The 18178-nt window shown below is 64.3% G+C and carries 17 protein-coding genes and 1 tRNA gene; 10 read left to right on the top strand and 8 right to left on the bottom strand.

Features of this window, described 5'->3' with window-relative positions; genetic code table 11:
- Positions 1 to 16 precede the first annotated feature (16 nt).
- A complete protein-coding gene (locus GYA95_RS05965) occupies positions 17 to 325 on the top strand; it encodes a hypothetical protein (RefSeq protein ID WP_100413141.1) in 309 nt (102 codons plus the stop codon).
- Positions 315 to 518 (top strand): hypothetical protein, encoded by a 204-nt coding sequence (locus GYA95_RS05970; RefSeq protein ID WP_100413140.1) that lies wholly within the window; start codon positions 315 to 317, stop codon positions 516 to 518. Before GYA95_RS05965 ends, GYA95_RS05970 begins: the two co-directional genes overlap by 11 nt.
- Here GYA95_RS05970 and GYA95_RS05975 read toward each other — a convergent pair whose 3' ends face one another.
- Positions 519 to 1709: a tyrosine-type recombinase/integrase gene (locus tag GYA95_RS05975; protein WP_100413139.1), complete on the bottom strand. Its 1191-nt coding sequence runs from the start codon at positions 1707 to 1709 to the stop codon at positions 519 to 521.
- Positions 1710 to 1945: 236 nt separating this feature from the next.
- Positions 1946 to 3025, bottom strand: a complete 1080-nt coding sequence (locus tag GYA95_RS05980; protein WP_015269721.1) for a patatin-like phospholipase domain-containing protein — start codon at positions 3023 to 3025, stop codon at positions 1946 to 1948.
- A gap of 197 nt (positions 3026 to 3222) precedes the next feature.
- Between GYA95_RS05980 and GYA95_RS05985 the strand changes: the two genes are divergently transcribed.
- From GYA95_RS05985 to GYA95_RS06005, 5 genes are all read left to right on the top strand, one after another.
- Entirely contained in the window at positions 3223 to 3534 is a 312-nt protein-coding gene (locus tag GYA95_RS05985) for a PepSY domain-containing protein (protein WP_015269722.1), read from the top strand.
- A complete protein-coding gene (locus GYA95_RS05990; RefSeq protein ID WP_013971918.1) occupies positions 3534 to 3848 on the top strand; it encodes a PepSY domain-containing protein in 315 nt (104 codons plus the stop codon). The genes GYA95_RS05985 and GYA95_RS05990 overlap by 1 nt, the downstream gene beginning before the upstream one ends.
- Entirely contained in the window at positions 3849 to 4517 is a 669-nt protein-coding gene (locus GYA95_RS05995; RefSeq protein ID WP_013971919.1) for a response regulator transcription factor, read from the top strand.
- On the top strand, positions 4514 to 5833 hold the full coding sequence (locus GYA95_RS06000; protein ID WP_015269723.1) for an ATP-binding protein: 1320 nt from the start codon (positions 4514 to 4516) through the stop codon (positions 5831 to 5833). Before GYA95_RS05995 ends, GYA95_RS06000 begins: the two co-directional genes overlap by 4 nt.
- Before the next feature lie 568 nt (positions 5834 to 6401).
- A complete protein-coding gene (locus GYA95_RS06005; RefSeq protein WP_015269724.1) occupies positions 6402 to 7556 on the top strand; it encodes an HPP family protein in 1155 nt (384 codons plus the stop codon).
- On the opposite strand, the gene GYA95_RS06010 is transcribed toward GYA95_RS06005, so the two are convergent.
- Positions 7530 to 8396 (bottom strand): LysR family transcriptional regulator, encoded by an 867-nt coding sequence (locus GYA95_RS06010; protein ID WP_015269725.1) that lies wholly within the window; start codon positions 8394 to 8396, stop codon positions 7530 to 7532. The two genes, GYA95_RS06005 and GYA95_RS06010, sit on opposite strands and share 27 nt — an antisense overlap.
- Positions 8397 to 8576: 180 nt before the next feature.
- Here GYA95_RS06010 and GYA95_RS06015 point away from each other — a divergent pair, with 180 nt between their 5' ends.
- Entirely contained in the window at positions 8577 to 10466 is a 1890-nt protein-coding gene (locus GYA95_RS06015) for a propionyl-CoA synthetase (protein WP_015269726.1), read from the top strand.
- A gap of 127 nt (positions 10467 to 10593) precedes the next feature.
- Here the strand turns inward: GYA95_RS06015 and zapE are convergent, their stop codons facing one another.
- Complete coding sequence (gene zapE / locus GYA95_RS06020; protein ID WP_015269727.1) at positions 10594 to 11664, bottom strand: cell division protein ZapE; 1071 nt, start codon at positions 11662 to 11664, stop codon at positions 10594 to 10596.
- Positions 11665 to 11822: 158 nt separating this feature from the next.
- On the opposite strand from zapE, the gene GYA95_RS06025 reads away from it, so the two are divergent.
- Positions 11823 to 12248, top strand: coding sequence for a DUF1810 domain-containing protein (locus tag GYA95_RS06025; protein ID WP_015269728.1), 426 nt, complete (start codon positions 11823 to 11825; stop codon positions 12246 to 12248).
- Position 12249: 1 nt separating this feature from the next.
- On the opposite strand, the gene GYA95_RS06030 is transcribed toward GYA95_RS06025, so the two are convergent.
- Positions 12250 to 12492, bottom strand: a complete 243-nt coding sequence (locus GYA95_RS06030; protein WP_013971925.1) for a DUF465 domain-containing protein — start codon at positions 12490 to 12492, stop codon at positions 12250 to 12252.
- A gap of 260 nt (positions 12493 to 12752) precedes the next feature.
- Between GYA95_RS06030 and GYA95_RS06035 the strand changes: the two genes are divergently transcribed.
- Positions 12753 to 12827: transfer RNA gene (locus tag GYA95_RS06035), tRNA-Gln, on the top strand.
- Between the two features lie 93 nt (positions 12828 to 12920).
- Here GYA95_RS06035 and GYA95_RS06040 read toward each other — a convergent pair.
- From GYA95_RS06040 to GYA95_RS06050, 3 genes are read right to left on the bottom strand one after another with little or no spacing between them, the layout of a single operon-like run.
- The gene (locus GYA95_RS06040; protein ID WP_015269729.1) at positions 12921 to 15308 is read right to left on the bottom strand and encodes a hybrid sensor histidine kinase/response regulator; all 2388 of its coding nucleotides are present in this window, start codon (positions 15306 to 15308) and stop codon (positions 12921 to 12923) included.
- Between the two features lie 13 nt (positions 15309 to 15321).
- Positions 15322 to 15783 carry a response regulator gene (locus tag GYA95_RS06045; RefSeq protein ID WP_015269730.1) on the bottom strand — a complete coding sequence of 154 codons (462 nt, stop codon included), beginning with the start codon at positions 15781 to 15783 and terminating at the stop codon, positions 15322 to 15324.
- A 15-nt stretch (positions 15784 to 15798) separates the two neighbouring features.
- The gene (locus tag GYA95_RS06050; RefSeq protein WP_161551335.1) at positions 15799 to 18048 is read right to left on the bottom strand and encodes an ATP-binding protein; all 2250 of its coding nucleotides are present in this window, start codon (positions 18046 to 18048) and stop codon (positions 15799 to 15801) included.
- Between the last annotated feature and the right edge of the window lie 130 nt (positions 18049 to 18178).

An 18178-nucleotide genomic window follows, 5' to 3' on the forward strand; every position in this document is an offset into this window, starting at 1 on the left:
ACAGTATTGGTGCAGCATGTACTTTCTCCTCGTTCGCCGCCGCGTGAATGGCGTGGCCATCCCTTCCGATCAGCTCAGGAAGGTCCAGCCCCTGCGGGCCGACATCCACATCGGTGACCACCACAGTGAGCCGCTGGGCCGGGTATCTACCCAGGCGTGGGTGTTCAACCCGTCCCCCGGGCCTGACATCATCCCCCGGCTGCACGACGCCAAGCTCAATGGCATGGCCCAGCTGGGAATCAACATCAACGGTGTCGAGGAAATTGACGGGGTGCTGTACGCCCAGTCGTGGTGGTGCCGGGCGGTGGGCGACTATGGCAACTGAGCTGCCGGGGGCCTGGTTGGCCGAGCTGAACGACCAGGTTGCCCTGGTGGCTGATCCTGATGGGCGCGCGGCTGTGCTCAGTGAGATGGCTTATGCTGCGCACCGGCGGCAGGAAATAGACGAGAGTGACCTGGTGGACATGCTTGAACTGGCCGAGGCGGCCAGGCTGTGGGCGCTCCAAGGGAACGAGTGATTAGGCCACCAACCAGTCCTTTGGTGGCAGCACCATGTCGGCCCAGGCCTGCATCATGTCGCGGCGCTGCTCTATATATGTGGCGTGGTTGTACACATCACGGATGGCGCTGCTGTCGGCGTGGGCCAGCTGGCGCTCAATCCAGTCCTTGTTGTAGCCACGGCTGTTCATCTCCGTGGAAAACAAGTGCCTGAACCCATGGGGCGACTGCCGGCCGGTATAGCCGCAACGATCCAGCAGGTTTACCGCGTAGTTGATGCCGATCGGCCGTACCGCATCAGACCGGTTTGGGAACACATACTTCATCCCGCCTGAGATCGGCAGCATGGAGCGCAGTATCTCCACAGCCTGGCGAGACAGCGGTACCACATGGTCGCGGCGCATCTTCATTTTGGCAGCTGGTATCGCCCAGGTCGCTGTGTCGAGGTCGATCTCCGCCCATTCGGCCTTGCGCACCTCAGCCGGCCGGCAGGCGGTGAGGATCAGCAGTTTGGTGGCGCACTGCAGTTGCAGGCCTGACTGGCTTTCCTCGATGGCCTTGATGATGGCCGGCATCTCCGAAAAGGCGAGGAACGGCCGATTTTTGTGCGGCGCCATTTTCTCAGTGACAGTGTGCATTTCCGCCGTGGGGTTGTTCTCGATCATGCCGGTGGCGATCGCATACCGAAAGACCTGACCCATCCATTGCCTGGTCTTGACGGCAGTGGTCACCGACCCGCGACGCTCAATGCGGCGAATCAGCGTGATCACATCGGACCGCTTGATCGAATCGATCTGGCGCAGGCCGAACGCCGGCAGTACATCCAGCTCCATCGCGTTAGAAATCACCTTGACCGTCGACTTGGTCAGGCTTCCCTTCCTGAATTCCAGCCACTCGTCGTAGACGCGGCGGAATGTCCTCTCCTGGGCGCCAAGGCGCTCTGTCTTCTTCATCCTCCTTGATTCGCGCGGGTCTATTCCCTGCGCTACCTCTTCGCGCGCCTCGTCCCTTCGCGCACGTGCCTCCTTCAAACCGATCTCTGGGTAGGTCCCAAGGGAAATCCGGGCCTGCTTGCCGAGCCAGGTGAACCTGAAATGCCAGCTCTTGACGCCGGTTTCGGCGATGTACAGCGTGAGCCCTAGCGAGTCCGCAAGGGTGTAGCTCTTTTCCCGGGGCTTGGCCTGCCTGGCCGCGGTGTCCGTTAGCGCCACTAGTACATTGCCTCTCGCTGCGTGTTGGATGTACTGGATGATGTACTACGTTTTTGGAATTGGGAAGGTACAGCGTGGTACGAGGCGATACGCCAATGACGCCGTATTCAGGGCGTCATGGCCGATTGTGGTATCGCTCGGTTTTCGGCGGGAATCCAAAGTGGAATCCTTGAAGATTTCCACGCTGTCATAACTCTATGTGAATCAAGAATGCGCGCAGTCTACCAGCATGGCCGCTACAAGGCTTGCAGGCGTTCATGCAACCGCCCGGTGGCAATCAGCTCCAGCAACTCGTCGCCCAGCCGCTGGCTCTCGGCAATGGCCTTGTACCAGTAGCGCTTGCGGCCAGGCGCATCGCCCATGAAACGCTTGAAGTCATTGCGGTCGGGCAGCTTGCCGTAGGGCAGGGCCGCCAGGTACTGCGGCGAGGGCGTCATCAGCAGCACGTTCTGCAGGCGCGTGGCATCGCCCTTGCGCCAGGGCAGGGCCTTGTCGAACCAGCCGGGTACGACCTTGTCGGTGAAGTGCGGGTACAGCACCAGGTCGTCGCCGCGGTAGGGCAGGTCGAGGTGGTAGTCGAGCAGGCCGCCGTCGCGGTAGGTGCCTGCACCTGCGCCAGGGATGTCTTTCACGCCTTCCATGACCATGGGGATGGAGCCCGAGGCAAGCAGGGCATGGCGCAGGTTGGCCAGGTCCAGCGGCAGGCAGCGCGAGGGGAAGTCGGTCAGTGCGTCGAGCGGCGGCGTGGCGCGGCCGTCGTGCAGGATGACGCGCTCGAAGTGCCGTGCCAGGCGCGAGCGGCCGAGCAGGTTGCTGGCGATCACCGAACCCAGGCCGAGGCCCAGGCGGCCGCGATGGTCGTGGGCGAGCTGGCCATGGCTCTTCACTACCAGGATGTTCAGGCGATAGTGCGGGTTGGCCAGCAGCTGGCTGTCGCGGCCTTGCAGCAGGTCATCGAGCATGTGTTGGCAGCTGCGGCTGATTTCGGCCGGGGTGACGCCCTTGGCGAAATCCTGCTCGGTGTACAGTTCGCCCAGGCGACGGATGCCTGCTACCGGGTCGTCGAGGCAGGCACTGGCAAAGCGCCAGGCGCCGATCGAGGCGCCGATCAGCGCACGTTGGCGTGGCGCCGACGGCAGCCACTCACCGAACAGCGCCAGGTCCAGGCCCTGGATGCCCAGCGGCTTCGGCCCGCCAGCCGCACCCGGCAGCACACCGACGTCGGCCGCCTGCAGGCCGCGCTCGCGGACCTGCCGCAGGGCACGTTGGCCGGCCTTGAAGGTGAGGGCGGGGTATTTGATGTGAATGGCGCTCATGGCGGGTCTCTTGGGCGGCAGGCGAGTCATTGTAAAGGGTTCAAGGCATGCACAGGTATTTGTGCCATTGCCGAGGCCTGTGATGAACGGGTGGGAGCTGCGCTATCATGGCGCCAGTTGTTTTCAGGTTGAATTAAGGACCGGTGGTTAATCTTAACCCCGTAGACAACTTGTACAGTTCTCAGGAGAGAAGAACGATGAAACGCATGACTGCCCTGTTCACCGTAGCCGCCGCCCTTGCCCTGGGCGCCCATTCCGCCATCGCCAAGGATGTGCAGCCCGACGAAGTGGTCAAGCTGGTAGATGCCAAGACCGTCAAGTCGCTGGACGAACTCAAGGCCGCCGCCGTGGCCAAGCACCCAGGTGCCACCGTCACCGACTCGGAACTTGAAGATGAGTACGGTCGCTACATCTACAAGGTCGAGCTGCGCGACACGCAGAACGTCGAATGGGACGTGGCGCTGGACGCCAAGACCGGTGAAGTGCTGAAGGACGAGCGGGACAACTGATGATCCACCTACTGCGGCCGGCGCGCTACTTCGCGCTGGCGCTGCTGGCCGTGTGTTCCCTGGCCGTTGCCCGAGACCTCGATCAGGACGAAGCCCTGGAACTACGCCAGAAGGGCATCATCCTGCCGCTCGAGCATCTGCTGGAAACCGCCCTGGGGCGTCACCCCGGGGCGCGCCTGCTGGAGGCCGAGCTGGAAGAAGACGACAATCGCTACGAATACGAAGTCGAGTTGCTGACAGCTGAAGGCGTGGTGCGCGAGATCAAACTCGATGCCAGCAGCGGTGCCCTGCTAAAAGACGAGGAAGACGACTGAATGCGCCTGTTGCTTGTCGAGGACAATGTACCGTTGGCCGATGAACTTACCGCAGGCCTGCAGCGCCAGGGCTACGCCGTGGACTGGCTGGCCGATGGCCGCGACGCGGTGTACCAGGGTCAGAGCGAACCCTACGACCTGATCATCCTGGACCTTGGCCTGCCGGGCCTGCCGGGCCTGGAGGTGCTGGCCCAGTGGCGTGCCGCCGGCCTGGCCACGCCGGTGTTGATCCTTACTGCCCGTGGCTCGTGGGCCGAGCGTATCGAAGGGCTGAAGGCCGGGGCGGATGACTACCTGAGCAAACCCTTTCACCCCGAAGAGCTGCAGCTGCGCATCCAGGCGTTGTTGCGCCGTGCCCGTGGCCTGGCCAACCAGCCGACGCTGGAAGCGGCCGGCCTGCACCTGGACGAAAGCCGGCAGTGCGTGAACCGTGACGGCGTGGATATCCAGCTGACCGCCGCCGAGTTCCGCCTGCTGCGCTACTTCATGCTGCATCCGCAGCAGATCCTGTCCAAGAGCCACCTGGCCGAGCACCTCTACGACGGTGAAACCGAGCGCGACTCCAACGTGCTGGAAGTGCACGTCAACCACTTGCGACGCAAGCTGGGCCGCAGCGTCATCGAGACCCGCCGCGGGCAGGGCTACATCTACGCCGGGAGCGCCGCGTGAAGTCGATCCAGGCGCGCCTGAGCCTGGGCCTGGTGGCGGTGCTGGTGGTGGTCGGCCTGGTGCTTGCGCAGCTGACCCTGTGGTTGTTCGAGGTCGGCCTGCAGCGCTACCTGGAGAATGGCCTGCGCAAGGAAAGCGAAAACCTGCTGGTGGCCCTGGTGCGCGGGCCTTCGGGCCTGCAGCTGGATGAGCGGCGTATCTCGGCCGCCTACCAGCGGCCGTTTTCCGGCTATTACTTCCGCATCGATTTCGATAAAGGCACCTGGCGTTCCCGGTCGTTGTGGGATCTGGACATGCCCAAACCCGCCGCGCCGGGCCTTTCCGACAGCCACGAACTCGGCCCGGAAGGCCAGCAACTGCTTGCCCTGCGTGCCGACTACCGGCGCCTGGGCCAGGACATCTCGATCAGCGTGGCACAGGATTATTCACCTGTACGCGAAGGTTTCCGGCGCCTGCAGCAGATCGGCCTGGGCATGGGCCTGGTGGCGCTGATCCTGGTGCTGGTGTTGCAGCGCATCACCGTGACCCGCTCGCTGCGGCCGCTGGAGCGGGCACGCCAGCAGATCGCCCAGTTGCAGCAGGGCCAGCGCTCGCAGCTGGATGCCGAAGTGCCCAGCGAACTGGCGCCGCTGGTGGGGCAGATCAACCACCTGCTGAGCCATACCGAAGACAGCCTGCGCCGCTCGCGCAATGCCCTGGGCAACCTGGGCCATGCATTGAAGACGCCGCTGGCGGTGTTGCTGAGCCTGGCCTCCAGCGAGCGCCTGAAAGACCTGCCGGATGTTCGCGCGCAGATGCGCGAGCAACTGGAGCAGATTCAGCAGCGCCTGGCGCGTGAGCTGAACCGTGCGCGCCTGGCGGGGGATGCGCTGCCTGGCGCGCAGTTCGACTGCGACGTCGAGCTGCCGGGGTTGCTGGGGACGCTGGGCATGATCCATGGCGAGGGCCTGCTGCTGGCCAGGGATGTGCCGCCCGGGCTGCTGCTGCCTTGGGACCGCGAGGACATCCTGGAGCTGCTCGGCAACCTGCTGGACAACGCCTGCAAGTGGGCCGACAGCGAGGTGCGGCTGGGTATCGCGCCGAGTACCGATGGCTACCAGGTGTGGGTCGATGATGATGGCCCCGGTATCCCCGAGGGCCAGCGGCAGCAGGTGCTGGAGCGCGGCTCGCGGCTGGACGAGCAGGTAGACGGGCACGGGCTGGGGTTGGGCATCGTGCGCGATATCGTCGAGGCCTGGGGCGGGCGCCTGGCGCTGCTGGATAGCCCGTTGGGCGGCTTGCGGGTAAGCATCGACTTGCCGCGCAAGGCTCGGTAATGCCGGGGCCGCTTTGCGGCCCATCGCCGGCAAGCCAGCTCCCACAGGTACAGCGTTGCTCTCGAGGTTGTCGCTGTACCTGTGGGAGCGGCCTTGTGTCGCGAAAGGGCCGCAAAGCGGCCCCAGGATTGATGCGCAACAGTTGAAATTGCTGGGGCTGCTTTGCAGCCCTTTCGCGACACAAGGCCGCTACCACAGGGAGCGCGCCAACTTTTAGAATTTGAGCAAGACAGTTGCTCCCACGCCGCTCGCATCGACCTCAAGCCATGTGCAGGGCCCTGTGGGAGCTGGCTTGCCGGCGATGGGCTGCAAAGCAGCCCCATTGTGGGAGCCGACAAGCATGACCCCGTGGGCCATATCACCACTGCAAAAAAATTGCAGTACAGCCGCATTTTTTTGAATTAGCCCAATCTCACCCCACCCGGCAAAATTCCCCCACGAAACCCTGTGGTTTCCATCTCTCCACGGACGGAGCCCCTTGTGCTATTGCGACCGCAATACGAGGCCCAGGCCACCTCGGCTGGGCTTTCTTTTTAACCAGAAAAAACTACAGATTCCGATTACCTACATGCCTGCCTCGCGTTTCGAAAGTCGTTTGCAGCGGCTGTTGCCAGCGCCCCTGAATATTCCCCCCAAAGAATGGTTGCGTGCCGGTATCGGCGCGTTGTTCGGCCTTTTCCTCGCCGGCTGGCTGACCAGCATGGCCTACGGCCCCAGCATTGCCTTGCACCTGCTCGGCCCGCTGGCAGCTTCGGCCGTGCTGGTGTTCGCCGTGCACTCCGGCCCGTTGGCCCAGCCCTGGCCTGTGCTGGGCAGCTACGCCCTGGCCGGTGCGGTCGGCCTGGCCATGCGCCAGGGCTTCGGCCCGCAGCTGTGGGTTGCCGCTGCAGCCCTGGGTATCTCGATTCTGGTGATGTGCCTGCTGCGCTGCCTGCACCCGCCAGGCGGCGGGGTGGCGGTGAGCGCGGTGCTGGCCGACCCCGGGCTTACCGCCATGGGCGACCACCTGCTGGAGCCGGTGCTGCTCAACGCGTTGATCCTGGTAGCGGTGGCGATCCTCTACAACCACCTCACCGGCGTGCGCTACCCGAAAGGCGCGGTGCCGCGCAAGGACCTGCACCACACCCATGACCCGCTGCCCAGCGAGCGGGTCGGCATCCGTGGGGAAGACCTGGACCAGGCTCTGGAAGAACTGGGCGAGTTCGTCGATGTCACCCGTGACGAACTGGAACGCATCATCCTGGCCACCGAGCAACACGCCCTGCAGCGCAGCCTCGGCGGCATCACCGCGGCCTCGGTGATGTCCCGCGACGTGCAGTTCGCCACGCCCGACACTACCCTGGAGCAGGCCTGGAAACTGCTGGCCAGCCACCACCTGAAAACCCTGCCGGTGCTGCAGCAGGGCAAGCTGGTGGGAGTAGTCAGCCTCAGCGATCTGGTCGGCCCGGCCATGCAGCGTGGCCGCTTCAGTTGGCGTGGGTTGTTCGGCCGCAAGACGGTGCGCATGGAGCAGGTGATGAGCCGCCGGGTAATCAGCGTCAGCAGCCAGCACCCGCTGGAGCGCTTGCTGCCACTGCTGTGCGAACAGGGCCTGCATTGCCTGCCGGTGCTCGATGCCGACCAGTTGGTGGGGGTGATCACCCAGACCGATCTGATCGCCGGCCTCAAGCGCCAGTTGCTCAGCGAGGCCGAGGCTTCAGATAAGCGGGTCCCAGCGTTGTGACCAGTCGCTGGCGCCGGCGGCCACCAGACGGCGCAGGATGGCGAAGGCCTGTTGCAGGGCTTCGCTGTCGCGTTTACGCGGGTACACCAGGAAGGTCGGGTAGGTGAATTCCGGCGCCTGCGGTACTCGTTCGAACACCCCGCTGTCCAGATAGGCCTGCACTACCCGCGTGCGGAAGTAGCCACTGCCGCCCTGGTCGAGTATGAACTGCAAGGCCAGCGGGCCCAGGTTGAAGCTCAGCGCCGGGCGCGCGCAGTCGGGCAGGGCGGCATCGTGCTGGCGACGGAAGGCTTCTCCCCAGTCGATATAGATGTACGGGTCCGGCTGGTCGACGCGGCGCACACGGATCAGCTTCTCCTCCATCAACTGCTCCACCTGCAGGCCCGGGCCGTAGATCGGCTGGTAGACCAGCGCGGCATCCAGCAGGCCCATCTCGACCTTGCGCAGCAGCGATTCGCCGTCGCTCACCTCGCTGCGGATGGCATGGCTGGGCAGTTCGCGGTGCAGGGCACCGACCCAGTCGAGCAGCATCGGGTTGCCCAGGCTCACCTCACCGCCCACGTGCAGCACTTGCTGGCAGCCTTCGGGCAGCGGCAGGTCGCGGCGCGCCGCTTCCCAGGTTTGCACCATCTGGTTGGCGTAACTGACGAATGCCTCGCCGTCGCTGGTCAGGCTGGCGCCGTTGCGGCTGCGCACGAACAGCTGGCAGCCCAGTTGCTGCTCCAGGCGCTGCACCCGCGCGGTGATCGCCGTTTGTGACACGAACAGGCGTTCGGCGGCGGCGACCAGGCTGCCGCAACGCACGATTTCCAGAAAGGTACGGGCCTGATCGATATCCATGAGCTGCTCGGTGGCTGAAGGGGTGGCCTATTCTAGAGGCTTTGCACCGTTATGGGGCGTTTTTGCGTTGTCTGCAAATTTGCAGGTCGGTTGTGACTTTAGTCCCATGGCGGCGCGGGTGTAGCGGTCCATACTCAAGTTTCGCCCTTCAATAACAACAAGTACCGGGTTTCTTTCGATATGAGCTACCAGCACAGCTACGCCCATTCCATTTCCGACCCTGCCGCTTTCTGGGCGGAGCAGGCCGCGCACCTGGCCTGGCACCGCAAGCCAGCCCTCACGCTGCAAGAAAATGCCGACGGTACCCACCGCTGGTTTGCCGATGGCCGCCTGAACAGCTGCTACCTGGCCCTCGATCACCAGATCGAGCAGGGCCGTGGCGAGCAACTGGCGCTGATCTACGACTCGCCGGTGACCGGTGTGCAACAGGCCTACACCTACCACCAGCTGCGTGACGAGGTGGCGCGCCTGGCCGGGTTGTTGCGCCAGCTGGGGGTGAACAAGGGCGATGGCGTGATCATCTACATGCCCATGGTGCCGCAGGCGGCCATGGCCATGCTGGCCTGCGCGCGGATTGGCGCAGTGCACTCGGTGGTGTTCGGTGGCTTTGCCGCCAACGAGCTGGCCTTGCGCATCGACGACGCCCGGCCGACGCTGCTGCTGACGGCGTCCTGCGGGCTGGAGTTCGACCGGGTAATCGAATACAAGCCGCTGGTCGATCGTGCCCTGCAACTGGCCCGCCACCAGCCGCGCAACGTGCTGGTGCTGCAGCGCCCGCAGGCGCGTGCCCAGCTGCAGCCAGGCCGCGACCTGGACTGGCAGGCGGCATTGGCCAAAGCCGAGCCGGTGCCACCGGTGGAACTGGATGCGGGTGATCCGCTTTACATCATGTACACCTCTGGCACCACCGGCAAACCCAAGGGCATCGTGCGGGAAAACGGCGGCAATGCCGTCGCGCTGTGCTACGCCATGCGCCATATCTACGGCATGCAGGCCGGCGATGTGTGGTGGGGCATATCCGACGTGGGCTGGGTGGTTGGCCATTCGCTGATCGTCTATGGGCCGCTGATGAGCGGCTGCACCACGGTGTTCTACGAAGGCAAGCCGATCCGCACCCCGGATGCCTCGGCCTACTGGCGGGTGGTGGAGCAATACAAGGTCAACGCATTGTTCTGCGCCCCTACGGCCATGCGCGCCATCCGCAAGGAAGACCCTGAGGGCGAGCTGATCCGCAAGCACGACCTGAGCTCGCTGCGCCAGTTGTTCCTGGCTGGCGAGAAACTGGATTCCAGCACCCACGAATGGCTGGAACGGGTCAGTGGCAAGCCGGTGCACGACCATTGGTGGCAGACCGAGACCGGCTGGCCGGTCACCGCGCCCTGCGTAGGGCTGGAAGGCAGTGCGGCGAAGCCCGGGTCGAGCAACCGGGCGGTGCCGGGCTATCACGTGCGCGTGCTGGATGACGAGGGCAACCTGCTGGGGCCGAACCACCAGGGCTCGATCGTCATCGCCCTGCCATTGCCGCCCGGGTGCAGCCAGACGCTTTGGGGCGACCACGAGCGTTACCTGCAGGCTTACCTGCGGACTTACCCGGGGTATTACCACACGGGTGACGGTGGCTACCTGGACGATGACGGCTTCGTCTACATCATGGGGCGCACCGATGACGTGATCAACGTGTCCGGGCACCGGCTGTCCACCGGCGAGATGGAAGACCTGGTGGCACGCCACCCGGCGGTCGCCGAGTGCGCGGTGATTGGCGTGCATGACGAGATCAAGGGGCAGGTGCCGTTGGCGCTGGTGGTGCTCAAGGACGGCGAGGGCATTGCCGAGGCGCAGTTGCTGGTGGACCTGGTGGGCAGCGTGCGCGAGGAGATTGGCGCGTTGGCGTGTTTCAACCGGGTGCGGTTGGTGAAGCGACTGCCCAAGACCCGCTCCGGGAAGATTCTGCGGGCGGTGCTGCGCAAGATTGCCGACGGGCAGGATTATGTGCCGCCTTCGACCCTGGATGACCCGGCGGTGCTGGGGGAGATCGAGGCGGTGCTGGCGGACTTGCCCAGGGCTGGCTGAGGGTTTGACCTTGCTGGCCTCTTCGCGGGTAAACCCGCTCCTACAGGGATGTCGCAGGCCTTGAGAACTGTGCAATACCTGTGGGAGCGGGCATGCCCGCGAAGAGGCCGGCCCGGGCAAAGCAGTTCTAGGGTCCTACCTGATGCAGCTGCCCCAACCGGCTGCGCGTACGCATCAGGTCGGCAAGCGGCCCGCCCAGGCTTTCTTCCAGTGGCCGCTTGCCGATCACCAGCACCTGCCGGTCCTGGTCATACAGCACATCCACCAGGTTGACGAAGCGCTGCTGCGCCGCCAGGGAACATTCCGACAAGTCATCCAGCCCATCGATGATCCACTCATCGTATTGCCCGGCCAGCACCAGGTAGTCGATCACTGCCGTGGCCTTTTCGCACAGGTCGTCGAAGCCCAGCACCACCCGCCGGCCGTCCACCGCCAGTGCGCGCAGCGGGCGCTTGTTCACTTCCAGCATCACCGGCTGCGGCTCGGGCACATTCAGCGCCTGGCGCTGCGCTGCATTGCCCGGCCAGACATAGTGGCCCCGGGTAAAGCGCTGATGTTCGCGGTTGGCCGGCAGGCTGCGGAAATCGGTATCGCCCCCCACTTCCAGCACTTCCATCGCGCTGTTGATCAGGCGGATCACCGGCAGGAAGCGCTCGTGGTACAGCGGGTTGGGCAGCAGCCCTTCGGGTGCATAGTTGGACGTCACCAGCAGGAATACGCCACGGCTGAACAACGCATTGAACAGCCGCGTGAGCAGCATGGCATCGCCAATGTCGTGCACATGGAATTCGTCGAAGCACAGCACCTGGCAATCACCCACCAGCTCGTCGAGGGTCGCGCCCAGTGCATCATCCAGCGCCCGGTGGCGGTGCATGCCCTGGTGCAGGCGGGCAAAGAAGTCATGGAAGTGCAGGCGCAGCTTGGCCTGCACCGGCACGGCCTGGAAAAAGCCGTCGAGCAGCCAACTCTTGCCACGGCCCACCGAACCGTACAGGTACAGGCTGCGTGGCTGGCCTTGTTCGAGCTGCGCCAGCTGTTCGGCCATGCAGTGGATTACCCGGCGTTGGCCGTCGCTGAGTTGGTAACCGCGGCTGTGCGCCTTGTCCTCGAACCAGCCGAGCAGTTCGCTCTGGTTGGCGGCGGCGCCGCGCAGGCGTTGGCCAAGCTGGCGTAGCGGGGTAGGGATCCAGGCAGGCAAAAGCAAAGCTCCTTGGGCGATGGCAGGGCAGGGTGCAGCTTGCCCGAGGGCAGCCATTTTGACTAATACAGAAAGTGCGCGGCAATCATCGCCTGACGAGATAGGTTCGCCATGCAGGCGTACAGTAAAGGCTGGAACCGGTGCGAGGAGGGGCGAGCATGCACGCCGACTTTGATCTGCAGCGCTTCGTAGAGGCGCAGAACCCTGTGTATGACCAGGTGATGCAGGAGCTGCAGGCCGGGCGCAAGCGCAGCCACTGGATGTGGTACGTGTTTCCCCAGCTCGATGGCCTGGGCCACAGCGCCATGGCCGAACGCTATGCGCTGGCCGGTATCGACGAAGCCCGTGCCTACCTGGCTCATCCGCTGCTCGGCCCGCGCCTGCAAGCGTGCGTGACTGCGCTGCTGCAGCACCATGACAAGAGTGCCCGTGAAATGCTCTGCAGCCCTGACTACCTCAAGCTGCGCTCGTGCCTGACCCTGTTCGCCCAGGCCGCGCCCGGCAACCCGTTGTTCCAGCTGGCGCTGGTGCAGTTCTACGACGGTGAGCCGGACGCCATGACGCTGGCCATGTTGCCGGGTTAGTTCAGGCCTTTTGCTCCAGTTGGCGCTCGATCATGTACTTCACTGCCAGCCGACGTTCTTTCAGGCGGCGCAGGTCTTCATCCTCGAAGTTGCCCGCCGAAATCGACTCGGCGGCCAGCACCTGGTTGTCGATGTCCATGTATTCGTCCAGCAGACGGTCCAGTGCCTTGTCCTGCTGTCGGCGCTGCTGGACGATTTCGCGCGGGTAGTGCAAGTCCTGGTAAAGATCGTGGGAGACAGGCATGGGGTCCTCCTTGGTCAATGCAGATGGTTCATCTGATTGGAAGGGAGGAATGCGATTGTGTTGAAGCCAAGCGGGCGGAAAGCGACGGATGGTCACCTCGCCAACCGCGAAAATGACTAACTCGCTGTTTTTTGGTAATTTTTTTTCATCAGGGGGTTCACAGACCGAAAGTTTGTTGTTAAAGTGCCGCGCATTCCAAGACAACAACCCAGTTGTCACTCAGTTGGAATTGTCAGAGCAGCAGATGCTGCATCCGATACAGGGGCGTCGCCAAGCGGTAAGGCAGCAGGTTTTGATCCTGCCATGCGTTGGTTCGAATCCAGCCGCCCCTGCCATTTTCTTGCTTCAAACGTATCTCGGTCCGGTGCTTGGAAAGACAAGCGCTGGGCTTTGTCGTTTCCACAGGTTTTGCCGAAGGCTCTGTTCGGTCACCTGGCCGTTCCAAGCATCTCGTTCAGCAAGCGGGCCAGTTCATCGGCCTGTACCGGCTTCTGGATCACCAGGCTGCCCGGCAACTCCAGTCCCTGCAACTCTGCATAACCGGTAAGAAGCACCACCGGCAGGTGCGGGTAGCGCTCGCGCGCCGCCAGGGCCAGTTGCGCACCGTTGAACTCGGGCATGGCGAAATCGCTCAGTAGCAGGTCGATCTGCTCATCCAGCAAGGCCAAAGCCTGTTCGCCACTGTGCGCCTGGCGTACCTGGTAGCCGTACTGGCGCAACACATCACCAAGCATGTCGCGTACCAGATGGTCGTCATCCACCAGCAGCACGGTGCGATTACAACCGCTTTCGCTAGTCGAGTGGCTGAGCAGCGACGGCATCGGTTCGTTGACGGCTTCACCCTTGACTGCCGGCAGATACACGGCCACCTGCGTACCACGCCCCGGCGTGGTGTCGATGCGCACGCCACCCCCGGACTGTTTGGCGAAGCCGAATACCTGGGCCAGGCCCAGGCCCGAACCCTTGCCGATATCCTTGGTGGTGAAGAACGGTTCGAACACCTTGGCCAACACCTCTTCGCTCATGCCGCAGCCGGTATCGCGGATACTCAGCATCACGTACTCGCCCGGGTCCGGGTCTTCCGGGCGCTGTGGACGTGCGTCGATCCGGGTGTTGCGGGTCGACAGCGTCAGCTGGCCACCGTCGGGCATGGCATCGCGGGCATTGATCGCCAGGTTGAGAATGATCATTTCGGTCTGGGTCGGGTCGGTCAAGGCCTGCCACAGGGTTGGTTCCAGGTCCAGGCGCACCGAGACATTGCCGCCCAAGGTGCGGCGCAGCAACTCTTCCAGCCCGGCCAGGGTGCGGTTGAGGTTCAGCGCCACCGGCTCCAGGCGCTGGCGGCGGGAGAAAGCCAGCAACTGCGAGGTCAGCTTGGCGCCGCGCTCGCCGGCTTCGCGGATGTGCTTGAGCCGCGCACTGGCCTTTTCCAGGTCGGCTTTGGCCAGGTCGCGCTCAAGGAAGCTGGCGCCGGTGAGGATTACCGTCAGCAGGTTGTTGAAGTCGTGAGCCACACCGGCGGTCAGCTGGCCGACCGCTTCCAGGCGCTGCATCTGCTGCAGCGCGGCCTCGATGCGTTCGCGTTCGGCGATCTGCTCGCGCAGGCGGGCGTTGGCTTCGGCCAGGCCCAGGGCGGCCTCGCGCTCGCTGGTGATGTCGCGTGCCACCACATACAGCAGGGTGTCTTCCGGCACCACCACCCAAGACAACCAGCGCTGCTGACCACCGGCATCCAGGATGCGCCCGACAAAGCGGGCGCTGGTGCGACCATGGGCGAGGGCGGCCAGTTCGGTGAGCATCAGTTCCTGGTCATGCTCGGGCAGCAGGTGCAGCAAGGACGACTGGCTCAGACGTTCGCGGGACAAGCCCAGGCTGGCTTCCCAGGCGGGGTTCAGCGCGACTGGGGTCAGGTCCTTGTTGAGCACGGCCAGCAAGTCTTGCGACAGCTCCCAGGCACGGTCGCGTTCGCGGGTGCGGCGCTCGACCCTTTCCCCCAGCATTTCGTTGAGCTGGCGCAGTGCCTGGGTGGCCAGGCGTTGGGTGTGGATGTCCTGCAACACCCCGGAAAAGCGCACGCACTGGTCGTTGACGAACCGGCTCTGGCCGCTGCTGAGCAACCAGCGCGGTTCCAGGCCGTCGGGTTGGGCGATGCGGAATTCCACCCGATACAGGCCGCCACCTTTCGGGCACATGGCCTGTTCCACCGCCTCGCGCACCTGCGGCAGGTCGTCGGGGTAGATGCCGGCGTAAAACACCTCGAGGCTCATTTCAGTATCGGTGGGTAGACCGAACAGGGTCTTGCAGCGGTCATCCCACAACAACAGGCCTTCCTGCGGGCGCATGTCCCATGTGCCCATGCCGGCAGCGTCGATGGCAATACGTGCACGTGCCTCGACGTCTGCCAGGGCCTCTTCGGCGCGGCGCCGGCGCTGGCGCTCCTGCACTTCGGTCAGGGCCCGGCGCACGGCCTTGGGCAGCAGCGGCAGGTTCTTCTTCAGCACATAGTCGGTGGCGCCCAGGCGGATCATTTCCACCGCATGTTCTTCGCCATAGATACCAGACAGGAAAATGAACGGAATGTCGGGTGCCAGGCGCTGGGCGATGGCCAGCACATCGGTGCCGGACGAGCCCGGCAGCACGCAGTCGCACAAGATCAGGTCGTAGTGGGCCTCGCTCAGGGCTTGCTCGACACCGGCATGGTCGAACACCAGCTGCGCCTGCACCTGCAACCCGCTGCGTTCCAGGCGCATCAGGGTCAGCTCGGCGTCCATCGAGTTGTCTTCGACCATCAGCAGTTTCAGCGGCGTTGGCTGCATCGTCGCGGCCACCTCAGATGCTGCCACGCCGGTTCAGGCGCAGCGAGCCGGGTGGCGGTTCGTTGAGTACCGCCCAGAACACCCCCAGGTCGGAAATGGCGGCGACGAATTCCTTGAACTCCACCGGCTTGACCACGTACGCGTTCACCCCCAGCTCGTACGCGCGCAGCAGGTCGGGCTCCTCGCGCGAGGACGTCAGCATCACCGTCGGGATACTGCGCAGCTCGGCGGTGGCGCGCACTTCCTTCAGCACCTCCAGGCCGTCGACCTTTGGCAGTTTCAGGTCCAGCAGCAACACGGCGGGGTTGCCATCGTCACGTTCGGCATAGGCATTGCGCCGAAGCAGGTAGTCGAGTGCCTCGGCACCGTCACGCAGCACGATGACCTCGTTGGCCAACTGGCTGCGCTCCAGCGCCAGGAGCGTCAGCTCCAGGTCCCGTGGGTTGTCTTCGACCAGCAGGATGGGTTTGAGCATGATGGTAGCGGTGCCTCAGGTAGTTGCGGGATGGCGCGGGAGGGTGAAGTGGAAGGTTGCACCCTGGCCAACCTTGCCATGGGCCCAGACCCGGCCGTCATGGCGTTCGATGATGCGACGCACGCTGGCCAGGCCGATCCCGGTGCCTTCGAAGTCTTCCATGCGGTGCAGGCGCTGGAACACGCCGAACAGTTTGTTGGCGTAGGCCATGTCGAAGCCCACGCCGTTGTCGCGAATACAGATCTCGGTTTCGCCCGGATGTTGCACGGCGCTGATGCCGATGCGCGCCGGGGTGCGCCCACGTGTGTATTTGATGGCGTTGGCCAGCAGGTTGTGCAAGGCCATGTTGATGAACGCCGGGTCACCGACCACCTTGGGCAGTTGGGCGATGTCCCAGACAATTTCGCGGTTTTGGTAGTCGGGCGCCAGTTCGCTGCGAACGGCCTCGACCAGGGCGTTGAGGTCGACCTCGGACAGGCGCAGGGCCGAGCGGCCCATTTGCGAGAAGTTGAGCAGGTTGTCGACCAGGCTTCCGGCAAAATGCGCGGCTTCCTCGATGTGCTGCAAAAAACGCCTGCCGCGCTCGCTGAGGCTCTGGCCCTCGATTTCGCCGAGCAGTTCGGAGTAGCCGGCAATATGGCGCAGGGGGGCGCGCAGGTCATGGGACACGCTGTAGGAAAACGCTTCGAGCTCCTTGTTCGAGCGGCGCAGCTCCCCAGCCAGCTGCGCCAGTTCCTCGGCCTTGCGCAGGACAATGCCGAGCACTGCCGTGCGCAACTCCTGCACGCCTTCGATGACCAGCGGGTGCCAGGGTTCACAGTAGCCGCGCAGTTTTTCCTGCCAGCTTTCGAAACTGTGCCGCGGGTCGAGGTTGCCCTGCGGCCCGACCTGTTTGTTCGGCTGCCCGGCCCAGTTCACCGTGCGCACCTGCTCGGGACGGAACCACAGCAGGTAGTGCGAGTGGATCTGCGAAATGGCCACTGCCAGCACACCGCCTGCATGGGCCGCGAGCTCGGGCAGTTCATCGATGTCGCGGCACAGGTTGTCGCTGTGGAACACGCTGTCTTCGCCACGCTGGGAGAGCCAGTGCACCAGGGCGTTTACCTGCGCGGCCGGAGGGGTCTTGCCGATCAGGTCGCAACGTTCGGCGGATATGACCGCGGCACCTTGGGCGCCGGCGAAGGCCAGCAGTACTTCGGGCAAGTCGCGCAGGCCGTCGCCGACACTGTCATGGTCGGCCATGGACGAGATCATGCGCACGATGTGCTGGCGCAGCTCCAGCAACTGGCGAGTGTTGGCGTGGGACTCGCGCGACTCGATCTGCAGCGACAGCACACTGGCCAGCAGTTCGCAGGCGGTACGGGTGCGCAGGTCCACCGGGCGTGGCTGTTCGTGGTGACAGGACACCAGCCCCCAGAGTTGCCCGTCGACCACGATCGACAGCGACATCGATGCCAGGGTACCCATGTTGCGCATGTACTGCAGGTGCACTGGCGACACGCTGCGCAGCGCGGCAAAGCTCAGGTCCAGCGGCTTGCCGGTGCGTGGGTTGGCAGCGGGCAGCAACGGCGAGGCCTGGTAGTTGGCGTCCTCGATCACGCGGATGCGGTTGATTCGGTACAGCTCGCGCGCCTGGCGCGGTATGTCCGAAGCGGGGAAACACAGGCCCAGGTAGCTCGGGTAGCCCGGGTCGGCCACCTCGGCCAGCACCTGGCCGTTGCCTTCGGCATCGAAGCGATAGGCCTTGACCCGGCCAAAGCCGGTGATGCGCTTGAGCTGCAGCACTGCTTGCTGCAGCAGTTCCTCGAGGCTGCCGGCCTGGTGCAGGCGGCCCACGAAGCTGCGCACCAGCGGGTAGTAGTCGCCTTGCCCGACAAGATCGGCCGGCAGGCGAGGGGGTTCGAATTCGGCGATCAGCACCTGGTCGTGACGATGGACCAGCAGGTGCAGGTTGCCACGATATGGAGCGTCCTGGCGCAGGTGCACATCGCTGATGTGGAACGGAAAGACCTCGTCCTGCGGCAGGCGGGCCAGGTGCAGGCGCAAGTCGAAGGCACCGCTGACCAGTTCGGCGAACTCGCGACCTATCAGTTCACTGGCCGGTATGCCCAGCCAATGCTCGACATTTTCACTGGCCTGGAGTACCCGCATGTCGGTTTCGTCCAGCACCAGCAGAAAACCGTGGGGCTGGATGCTGCCAGGTAGCTGGATCGGCTCCTGGGCGCAGCGCTCGAGGGCTTGGGTGAGCGTGCTGTCTGCAATCATCTATGAAAACGCTCCTGTCGTGTCCTTCCATGCATGCCGCATGAGTCTAGGCAGGATGAAAGGGATACACCCTAACAGAATATCGGTCCGGATAACGGCCTTTGGCCATTTGAGGAGAATGTCGGCGATG

The sequence above is a fragment of the Pseudomonas asiatica genome, assembly GCF_009932335.1.
Taxonomy (GTDB): Bacteria; Pseudomonadota; Gammaproteobacteria; order Pseudomonadales; family Pseudomonadaceae; genus Aquipseudomonas; species Aquipseudomonas asiatica.